The organism is Bradyrhizobium sp. NBAIM08 (assembly GCF_020193935.1).
Classification (GTDB): domain Bacteria; phylum Pseudomonadota; class Alphaproteobacteria; order Rhizobiales; family Xanthobacteraceae; genus Bradyrhizobium; species Bradyrhizobium yuanmingense.
Map to the genome: position 1 here is coordinate 1 of NZ_JADYVR010000953.1, position 404 is coordinate 404.

At 66.3% G+C, this 404-nt stretch carries 1 protein-coding gene; it reads left to right on the forward strand.

Annotated features, from left to right (window positions below):
• Positions 1-90 precede the first annotated feature (90 nt).
• Positions 91-404, forward strand: a 314-nt coding sequence (locus I6F37_RS42900) for a hypothetical protein (protein ID WP_225154815.1), incomplete at its 3' end; no start/stop codon positions are given.

The window sequence follows — 404 nt, forward strand, 5'->3', positions numbered from 1 at the left end:
GTGATGAGGAACGTGCGCATCCGGCCCATGCCTACACTTTAATCCATGGCCGTTCGGTTGCATTGGCTTCGCACGTCCGAGGCAGAGAGCGTGACCGCAGCAGCATTCGATGACCGGCTGTCCGCCGCGGAAGCGGAGATCGCCAGACGTGCACGCCAGCAGGCGGCGCTGGCGGAGCTCGGCCAGGCCGCGCTCGCGCGCGTCGACGTCGGCCTGCTCGTAGGACAAACCTGCGCCGTCGTCGAATGGGCCCTCGGGGCCTCCTACGTCAGCGTCGTGGCGGCCGACCGGAACGAGCTCTCCCTCCGTTTCGGCCTCGGCTCGATGGCTGCCGTCGAAAAGCGACATAACAAGGCCATTGCGCGCGATGACGTCGTTGGCATTCAGGGCCAGCAGCTCACGAT